General features: G+C 31.4%; 11 protein-coding genes. 4 read left to right on the forward strand and 7 right to left on the reverse strand.

Annotation, left to right across the window (positions count from 1 at the left end; genetic code table 11):
• The first annotated feature begins 71 nt into the window (after positions 1 to 71).
• Together DNC80_RS14920 and DNC80_RS14925 are read left to right on the forward strand one after the other, a co-directional pair.
• A complete protein-coding gene (locus tag DNC80_RS14920) occupies positions 72 to 752 on the forward strand; it encodes an ATP-binding cassette domain-containing protein (RefSeq protein ID WP_182651893.1) in 681 nt (226 codons plus the stop codon).
• A gap of 254 nt (positions 753 to 1,006) precedes the next feature.
• Positions 1,007 to 2,386, forward strand: a complete 1,380-nt coding sequence (locus DNC80_RS14925) for a M28 family peptidase (protein WP_182651894.1) — start codon at positions 1,007 to 1,009, stop codon at positions 2,384 to 2,386.
• Between the two features lie 36 nt (positions 2,387 to 2,422).
• Here the strand turns inward: DNC80_RS14925 and DNC80_RS14930 are convergent, their stop codons facing one another.
• The 4 genes from DNC80_RS14930 to DNC80_RS14945 all read right to left on the reverse strand — a co-directional run bounded on the left by DNC80_RS14930 (position 2,423) and on the right by DNC80_RS14945 (position 5,960).
• Positions 2,423 to 3,517: a PAS domain-containing sensor histidine kinase gene (locus DNC80_RS14930; RefSeq protein ID WP_144891898.1), complete on the reverse strand. Its 1,095-nt coding sequence runs from the start codon at positions 3,515 to 3,517 to the stop codon at positions 2,423 to 2,425.
• Positions 3,518 to 3,682: 165 nt separating this feature from the next.
• Entirely contained in the window at positions 3,683 to 4,483 is an 801-nt protein-coding gene (locus DNC80_RS14935) for a hypothetical protein (protein ID WP_182651902.1), read from the reverse strand.
• A 63-nt stretch (positions 4,484 to 4,546) separates the two neighbouring features.
• Positions 4,547 to 5,365: a 3-deoxy-8-phosphooctulonate synthase gene (gene kdsA / locus DNC80_RS14940; RefSeq protein WP_182651895.1), complete on the reverse strand. Its 819-nt coding sequence runs from the start codon at positions 5,363 to 5,365 to the stop codon at positions 4,547 to 4,549.
• 145 nt (positions 5,366 to 5,510) lie between these two features.
• A complete protein-coding gene (locus DNC80_RS14945) occupies positions 5,511 to 5,960 on the reverse strand; it encodes a 2-dehydro-3-deoxyphosphooctonate aldolase (protein ID WP_182651896.1) in 450 nt (149 codons plus the stop codon).
• 169 nt (positions 5,961 to 6,129) lie between these two features.
• Here DNC80_RS14945 and DNC80_RS14950 point away from each other — a divergent pair, with 169 nt between their 5' ends.
• Both DNC80_RS14950 and DNC80_RS14955 read left to right on the forward strand, forming a co-directional pair.
• Positions 6,130 to 6,690 (forward strand): YeeE/YedE family protein, encoded by a 561-nt coding sequence (locus DNC80_RS14950; RefSeq protein WP_182651897.1) that lies wholly within the window; start codon positions 6,130 to 6,132, stop codon positions 6,688 to 6,690.
• 13 nt (positions 6,691 to 6,703) lie between these two features.
• On the forward strand, positions 6,704 to 7,120 hold the full coding sequence (locus tag DNC80_RS14955; protein ID WP_182651898.1) for a DUF6691 family protein: 417 nt from the start codon (positions 6,704 to 6,706) through the stop codon (positions 7,118 to 7,120).
• Between the two features lie 44 nt (positions 7,121 to 7,164).
• Here DNC80_RS14955 and DNC80_RS14960 read toward each other — a convergent pair whose 3' ends face one another.
• The 3 genes from DNC80_RS14960 to DNC80_RS14970 form a co-directional block, all read right to left on the reverse strand.
• On the reverse strand, positions 7,165 to 7,836 hold the full coding sequence (locus DNC80_RS14960; RefSeq protein ID WP_182651899.1) for a lysoplasmalogenase: 672 nt from the start codon (positions 7,834 to 7,836) through the stop codon (positions 7,165 to 7,167).
• Between the two features lie 9 nt (positions 7,837 to 7,845).
• Entirely contained in the window at positions 7,846 to 9,117 is a 1,272-nt protein-coding gene (locus tag DNC80_RS14965) for a sterol desaturase family protein (RefSeq protein WP_182651900.1), read from the reverse strand.
• Positions 9,118 to 9,210: 93 nt separating this feature from the next.
• Positions 9,211 to 9,435: ATP-dependent Clp protease adaptor ClpS (locus tag DNC80_RS14970; protein ID WP_182651901.1), on the reverse strand; the 225-nt coding region annotated here is incomplete at its 5' end.

Genomic DNA, 9,435 nt, shown 5'->3' on the forward strand with positions numbered 1-9,435 from the left:
CCACCATTATTATTGTTTATTACTCCCTATTTATACATGCAGTCACTTAAAAAATTAAAAGAGATATTATAATGATTAGTATTGAAAATTTATCAAAATCATACGGATCTAAAATAGTTTTAGAAAACATAAATTTAAATTTTTTGAATGGAAAAGTGTATGGAATAGTTGGAGAAAATGGGGCAGGAAAAACAACCTTATTTAACTGTATAGCTGGATTAGAAAATAATGAAGGAATAGTAAAATATGAATTTGGATTGCTAAAAAATCATTTAGGATATTTACAAACAGAACCTTACTTTTTTTCAAAAATAACCGGTAATGAGTACATCAAGTTATTATGCAATGCTAGAAATATTTCGATTACTGATTTGGGTGAAAGAAATATTTTTGATTTACCACTACATGAATATGCAGTAAAATATTCAACAGGAATGAAAAAAAAACTGGCATTAACAGCTTTACTATTGCAAGAAAATAAAGTTATTATTTTAGATGAACCCTTTAATGGTGTTGATATTCAAAGTAATATAATCATAATTGAAATAATCCAAAAACTCAAAGAGATGGGGAAATCAATTATAATATCGTCTCATATTTTTTCGACTTTAAGTGATACTTGCGATGAAATAATGCTTTTAAAAAACGGAAAAATTATTCAAAGCGTTTTGAAAGATGAGTTTAGTGTTTTAGAAAATGAGATGAAATTATTTACAATTGGTAATAAAATTGAGCGATTGAATTTAAAATAATCATCTGCTGTGGTTTTGTTAAATTCGAATTATAAAATAGACACATGAGAAACATCCATGAATTCGATATCCCACTGTTCCAATGAAAATTATTTAAAAAAAGACCTTAATAGCCACAAAACAAATAATCCTGAAACAACATAAAATTTACTTTTTTTAAATTACTCTAACATTATTCGTTTGGAATTACGAAATTGCAACGAAAACCAAAACCTAAATTATAATTAAGAATTCTTAGAAAGTCTAAATTCATTATGAAAAAATCAATTGTTGTTGCGTCACTTTTTATGGCTACGTGTAGTCTCTTTGCACAATCAAAAGAAGAACAAACCTTAAAAGATATATACAAATCATCTTTAACTAATGCCAAGTGTTATCCTTGGCTTGACCACTTGTCAAATGCTATTGGTTCCCGATTATCGGGTTCTGCAGGAGCTGAGAAAGCCGTTTTATATACAAAAGCGCAATTAGAAACATTAGGATTAGATAAAGTGTACCTGCAAGAGGTAATGGTGCCAAAATGGGTGAGAGGCGAGAAAGAAATAGGCTATTTACAACTAGGGAAACAAAAAATTAGTTTTCCTATTTGTGCTTTGGGAGGATCTGTAGCGACTCCAAAAAAAGGATTGCAAGCCAACGTAATTGAAGTAAAGAGCTTAGAAGAACTTGCAGCACTTGGCGAAGCGAAAGTAAAAGGAAAAATTATTTTTTTTAATAGACCCATGAATCCTGAGTTTGTAGAGACTTTTAAAGCATACAGTGGTTGTGTAGACCAAAGATCATCTGGTGCTAGAGAGGCAGGAAAACTGGGTGCTTTGGCAGTTATTGTGAGATCTATGAACTTGCGTTTAGACGATTTACCGCATACCGGCGCTACTAATTACGGAGATATTGCCAAGGAACAACGAATCCCTGCTGCCGCAATAAGTACAAACGGTGCCGAACTTTTAAGTAAAAGTTTAAAAACCAATCCGAATGCTAGTTTTTATTTAAAACAATCTTGTGAAACTTTTGACGATGTACTGTCCTATAATGTGGTAGGCGAGATGACAGGTACAGAACATCCAGAACAAATTATGCTTGTAGGTGGGCATCTTGATTCTTGGGATCTAGGAGACGGTTCTCATGATGATGGTGCAGGTTGTGTGCAAAGTATGGAAGTATTAAATATCTTCAAGAATATTGGGTATAAACCAAAAAATACCTTGCGAGTAGTTTTATTTATGAACGAAGAAAACGGTGTTAAAGGCGGTAAGGAATATCAAATTCTATCTAGCAAAAACAAGGAAAATCATATTTTTGCTTTAGAAAGTGATTCGGGTGGATTTTCTCCAAGAGGTTTCTCAATTGATGCCGATGAGGTTAATTTTAATCAGATAAAAAGTTGGGGATCTTTATTTGAACCTTTTTTAATACATAAGTTTGTCAAAGGTCATTCTGGTGTTGACATAGGTCCATTGCAATCAAAACACATTGTAAAAGTGGGGTTACAGCCAGATTCACAACGTTATTTTGATCATCATCATGCGTCTAATGATACTTTTGATGCAGTTCATAAAAGAGAGTTAGAACTAGGAGCTGCCGCTATGGCTTCACTAGTATACTTAATGGATCAAAATGGAATAGCTAAATAATTTTAATCTTTGTGAAGGTGTCACAATTATTTTTTTTCAATATTTGAATGAAATAATAAATGTGGCGCCTTCATTTATTTTACTTTCTACCGCAATTCTTCCGCCTAAACTGGTAATGTGATTGTAAACCAAATACAATCCTATTCCATTACTATCAATATTACTATGGAACTTTTCATATAGTCCAAAAATTTTATCTTTTACTTTATCCATATCAAAACCGACTCCGTTATCAGCAAAAATTAATTGGTGTACTCCATTTATTTTTCTAGAATTAATAGTTATTACGGGCGATTGATTAGGCTTAGCATACTTTATGGAATTAGTTATTAAATTCAAAAAAATACTTTTTATATATGCTTTATTAAATATTACATTTTCAAATTCTGAAAAGTCAATATGAATTGCTGCTTTGGAATCATTTACTAAGGAACTTATAGATTCAAGAACTTCAGTAAGGGATTCTTTTAAATTGATTTCTTCAATTGCTGTATTAATATTTGTTTTGTCTACTAAATCATCAATTGACTCATTTAGAGTTTGCTTTAAATTTTCACTAGTTTGTTTTAGAATATTTATTAATTCTAATGTTTCAGGATCATTTATTTTTGAGACATCAATAAGACTGAAAACCGAGAGCATGTTATTTATGGGAGATTTTAAATCATGCGATGTTTTGTGAGACAACAGAGTTAGTTCTTTATTAATTTGCGTAAGATTAGTAAGGAGTAAATTGCGCTCTTCTTCAACCTTTTTTTTATGAGTGATATTTTTTGCGATGGCATACACTAATTTCTCCGACTGAACAGGCATTGATGTCCAAGATAACCAAACTATTTCGCCACTTTTAGTTAAATAGCGGTTTTCAAAATTTAAAAGTGGGTTGTTTTTATAAACTTCTTCTCTAGTTTCTATAGTAATTTGCAGGTCGGGAGCGTATACAAAACTACTAATTGGTCTGGCATACAACTCCTCTTCTGTAAAACCTAATAATTTTGAAACTGCAGGATTAATTCTTTTGAAATATCCATCAAAACCAGCAATGCATATGAAATCAGCTGAGATATTAAAAAAATTGTCAAAATGATAATTTGTTCTTGATGAAGCTTCATGGATTGTTTCCTTGTACATTGAGGATTTTTATTTTATTTGTCTTAAATTTTATAAAGTAAAACGATTTATAAATTTAAATAATAAAATTTAATAATGGTCATAAATTTATGTATTGAATTGAAAATTGTTTGCAAAAAAAAAGCTATCAATTTGATAGCTTATGTGTTGGATATTAATGTAATGTTAAACTTTAAAAATCCCTCCAAATGCAATGATTCTTTGAAAAAAGAAAAAATTCTGTGATGCACTATCTTCAGCGCTTTTTGTTGTTCTAATATCCGGCATATTAATATATCCTCCTTTTAATTCTCCTTGAATATAAAAATGTTTAAAAAAAGTAACATTTAATCCTGCTTTAAGTGAAGTACCGAAGCCTGAAACATGAAAATCATCATGTCTTTCTTTTCCTAATAATGTAGTATTGGTTTTAGGATATAGTAGTCCAAGACCTAAACCTTCTGTTACATTAACTTGAATTTTATCTGTGTTCTTAATTTTAAATAATTTAGAAATGTCATCGTGTCGAGAAAATTCTGTGTTAACATAATTTAAACCATCTGTATGTTCGTACATTAAAAAATCTTTTGATAAAACAATTGGACTATTGTTATAAACACCATCATAAGGAGTGCCAGCTGAAATAGTACCCGAGATATTTGCAGTTTGCTCTTGTGTCATGACATATTTCATGTGGTCTACTCCAATTGCAATGCTGTAATGATCGTTTATAAAATAACCTAACCTGAGGTTAGTTTGCGGGATAGTCATTCTTGTAGGATTCAAATAGTCAATATGCCAACCTTTCGGTTTATCATCAGCAGTAATATTATCTAATGTGAAATTGTAATCTTTTCCTTTAAAGGTAACATCAGACTTGGTATAGCTATCTCTATTACCTCCCCATGAAACAAAAAATTTACCCTTATTATGAGCGGTATACCTTTCTTGAATCTTTTCGTCTTGCTGTGCATTTACAATTTGTATACTTGAAAATGCTACGATTGCGATGTATAATGCTATTTTTTTCAATGATTGAAATTTTCTAAATTAAAAGTTATTAATGGTTTGTCTTATGGCAACAAGTTTAACCATAAGCGATTCAAAATAATCTAAATGCAACATATTTGCGCCATCACTTTTTGCATTTGCAGGATCAAAATGAGTTTCAATGAAAATTCCATCAACTCCTACAGCAATTCCGGCTTTCGCAATAGTTTCTATCATGTCTGGTCGGCCACCTGTGACACCTGCAGTTTGATTTGGTTGTTGTAAAGAATGCGTAACATCTAGAACAGTTGAAGCATATTGTTGCATAGTAGGTATGCCTCTAAAATCTACAATCATATCTTGATATCCAAACATGGTACCTCGATCTGTCACCATTACATTTGTGTTTTGGCAATCCAATACTTTTTGAACAGCATGTTTCATGCTTTCGGGACTCATAAATTGTCCTTTTTTTAAGTTTACAACTTTACCAGTATTAGCCGCAGCTACTACAAGGTCAGTTTGTCTTACCAAGAAAGCTGGAATTTGTAGCACATCAACATATTGTGCCGCCATTGCAGCATCTTCATTGGTATGAATATCCGTTACAGTTGGGACATTAAATGTTTCTGAAACTTTTCTCAATATTTTTAAAGCTTTTTCATCTCCAATTCCAGAAAAGCTATCAATTCTAGAGCGATTTGCTTTTTTAAAGGATCCTTTAAAAACAAAAGGTATTTTTAAATCATTAGTAATTCCTACTAGTTTTTCAGCAATTTGTAAAGCCATTGTCTCGCCTTCAATAGCGCAAGGACCCGCAAGTAAAAAGAAATTACCGCTGTCAGTATGTTTGATTTGTGGGATATTTTGAATATTCATAGTGTGTGTTTTCAGTTTGCAAATGTAGTTATGATTTATTTTAAATTGATGAAATCATAAAGTTTTTAAAAGGATTTTAATAAAATTACTATGCTAATTCTTTTTTATAAAACGTAATTCTAAATAGTAAAGTAACAGAAATTCATTATTTTTTTAAAGTAAGACCTACAGGAACTTTGATGACTCCTTTTTCATAAATATTTAGATATAATAGTATAGGTTTTTTTTGTCCATCCCATTTTAATTCATAAACATCAAGGAGACCTGCACCCATGTCACTTCGCTTAGTTGGAAAAGGGCAACAACTTTCTAGTTTTGTAAAGTTGATTTTTTCTCCTCTAGGTCCAGCAAGTGCATTTATAAAACGCTCTTGATTAATGGTTTCGTTGTTGGTGTTATTAAAAAAAATATTGACAGGATAATCTTTATTGTATCCGTATTTTTTATCCGTGCTATATTCAGTTATAATAAATGTATTTTTCTGTGTGAGTTGTAAGTCTGGAGCATTGTCGTCGGTATTTTGTAATGTAGATTTTGTACTCGTACACCCCGATAAAGTAATGAAGAGGATAAATATAACTAGTGTATTTTTCATAGTTTAAATTTTTCTGTGTTTAATCTTGATTTGATAATACAAATATAATCAGAACCCGCATTATAACGGTTTTTGTTGTCGTAAATTATTATGTTTGGGCTTTAGCCAATTTTTATTTACAAGTATGTAACAATGCTTATTATATTTGCAGAAATTAAATAAATAGAATATGGATATAGTTTTTCAAACATGGCCTTGGTATGTTTCTGGTTTACTGATAGGATTTATTATGTTAGCACTTATTTATTTTGGGAAGTCTTTCGGAATGTCTTCTAATTTAAGATCGCTTTGTTCTATTGCAGGTTTAGGCAAACGAGTATCGTTTTTTGATTTTGATTGGAAAGCACAACGCTGGAATTTAGTAGTCGTTCTTGGAGCTATGTTAGGTGGATTTGTCGCCGTTCATTTCATGAGTGATGCTTCAAATGTGGACATTAATCCTAAAACAATTGCACAATTAGCACAACTTGGGATCGATGCTCCACACGGAAAATTAATGCCGGATGCACTTTTTGGAACAGCTATTTTAGAATCCCCAAAAAGTATTTGTATACTGCTTATTGGTGGTATTTTGATTGGTTTTGGTTCCCGTTATGCCGGTGGATGTACCTCAGGACATGCAATTTCAGGCTTGAGTAATTTACAACTACCTTCTTTAAAAGCGGTTATCGGTTTTTTTATTGGGGGTCTTATTATGGCTCATTTTTTACTTCCTTTAATCCTAAATTAATTCTCATATATAAATGAAAAATAGTATAAAATTTTTAGCGGTTGGTTTCATTTTCGGAATTGTTTTAACAAAATCCGAAGCTGTTTCTTGGTATAGAATTTATGAAATGTTTCAGTTTCAATCTTTTCACATGTACGGAATTATTTCGGTGGCTATATTGACAGGAATTATTGGGATTCAAATCATAAAAAGAAATAATATCAAAGACATCAAAGGAGAATCTATAGAAATTCCCAATAAAGAAAAAGGATCTGCTCGCTACTGGATTGGCGGCTTGTTTTTTGGTTTGGGTTGGGCATTAGTAGGTTCTTGTCCTGGTCCTATATTCATCTTGCTTGGCGCTGGTTTTTGGACCGTTCTTATAGTTCTTTTTGGGGCTCTTTTGGGAACTTATTTATATGGTTTATTGAAAAATAAATTACCTCATTAATTGAAAAATATCTAATACCAAAGTAGCATTTTCTTATGGAAATGCTACTTTTTTTTGTTTAGTTTCAAAATGCCAGTTACAATTAAATATTGTGCAATTAAATAAGTTGCCATAATCAAGAAAGAACTGTATTGCAACGGTGTATAGAATTTATCAAAGGCCAAAATACTATCTGAAGCGACAAAAATGATGGCTCCTATTAAAATATATATACTGGCAGGTTTTTGCCAGTTTAAAAATCCTTTAAGAGCAAATAACAACATAATTGAAATTGTTAGTGCGTATACAAAAACAGGGGCTTTTAAGTGACCCAAACTTGGTAACAAAATCAGCATCATTACAATTAAATATAAGGCAATTGCTGTAACTCCTATCCAGTAAATGATTTTACTTTTCTTTATATAGATCCTTAATTGTTTACTAAAGAGTATGATATAAGAAATGTGTGAAAGTAAAAAGGCAATCAATCCTGCAATAAAATACAATTCTCCTTTGTCAGCAAACATCAAAATTATATCACCAATCCACGACAAAGTCAAAGCTGCTAAAAGAATATTTTTGGTACTAAATCTTTCACTAATATAAACAGCCAGAATTAGAAATGGCAATAAAAGCGGTTTCAAAAACCAGGCAATTTCTTCTTTTTCAAAAAGAATTATCAAAAGATAGACTATACTAAATCCAATGAAACTTTTTAATATTAGGGTACTTTTCATTGTTCTGTTTTAAGATTGAGCTACAATCATTGTTTCTTTTTCAAAATTAATGCTGACAAAATAAACTGTTACAGCCAAGGATAATACTAGGTAACCGCCGATAATAGAACTGGCAAAAGGAAAGAGTTGATTCATGCCAAACCAATCTCCAAAATAAAAAATAAGTCCAATTCCAAATATAAAACGGATACCTTCCCAAAATACAGAAGTTTTACTCGTGTCCATTAGTTCCGTGTAACTGTAAACCGTAAGGAAGATGAATGCTCCGTAAATAAATACATTTGGTAAACCTATTATTGCGATAGAATTATACATATAACTAATCAATAACAACGTCATAATAGCTTGAAAAAGCGACCAGTACATCAGTTTTTTAGAATGTTGAACACCGTATTTTTCAAAATCATAGACATTAGTAATTTTTGTTACGGGATATTTTTCTTCAAAATTTTCTGGACGCCAGCCAGTTGGTTTAAACCAAATGGTAAACTTATCTTTCCAGTTTTCGGCGCGCCAAGCATCGGTAATGAGTAACCATAGATGCTGAAAATTAATCCGTATTGGATTCCATGTTCTAGCTGGTCGTGTGATTCCAAAAACAGGTGGAACACTTTCTAATTCCGCTTGAAAAGTACCAAACAATTTATCCCAAATGATGAATATTTGTGAATGGTTTTTGTCCATATATTCAGGGTTGATAGCATGATGTACCCTATGATGGGAGGGAGAAACCAGTATGTTTTCTAGAAAACCAATCTTTTTAATGTGTTTGGTATGGTACCAAAATTGAAGAAATAAATGAATCGGTAGGGTAATTGCAATCACTTTGGAGGGAACTCCTAAAAGTGCTGCAGGAATCAATAAAAAGGTAAATAAATTGACGAAACTGGAAACAGGTTGGCGCAGAGCACAAGCCAAATTGAATTCCTCACTACTGTGGTGAATAGCATGTTTGTTCCATAGAAAATTAATTTGATGCGACAAACGATGGCTCCAATAGCCATAAAAATCAATAGCTACAAATCCAATAAAATAGGTTAAAAACGTAGCTTCAAGATTGAATAAAGCAATTTTAGATACAATCCAATCGTATGAAACTAGCGTTATACTAAGCCCCAAAACATCTTTCAGGGAGTTAACCATTCCAGAACTTACGCTTGAAACAGAATCCATGTTAGGTGAAGTGTCTTCTCCTTTGTAATGCCCATAAACTTTCTCGATAATAATCAATATCAAAAAGACAGGCATTACAAAAACTAAAATTTTACCGTATTCTTCCATAAAAACACTTTTTTTTATTCAAATATAGAATAAAAGAGAATGTTTATGAATTATTCACAGTATTTTATTTCATAAAGTGAAGTTTTATTATTCTTAAATTATCTCCGCATTTAACCCTGCTTCTAATAATTGAGTACATTGTGGTTTTAATTTATCGTATGGGCCCGTTTTTACGGTACATTTCCCATTATAATGTACAATTAAGGAACACTGTTCTGCTTGTTCGGGAGTATGATTACAAACTCGGATTAAAGTTTCAATTACATGCTCAAAAGTATTTACATCATCGTTGTAAACTACTATTTCATTGTCTAAACT

Source organism: Flavobacterium sp. SOK18b (genome assembly GCF_014156605.1).
In the GTDB taxonomy this organism is placed as follows: domain Bacteria; phylum Bacteroidota; class Bacteroidia; order Flavobacteriales; family Flavobacteriaceae; genus Flavobacterium; species Flavobacterium tiangeerense.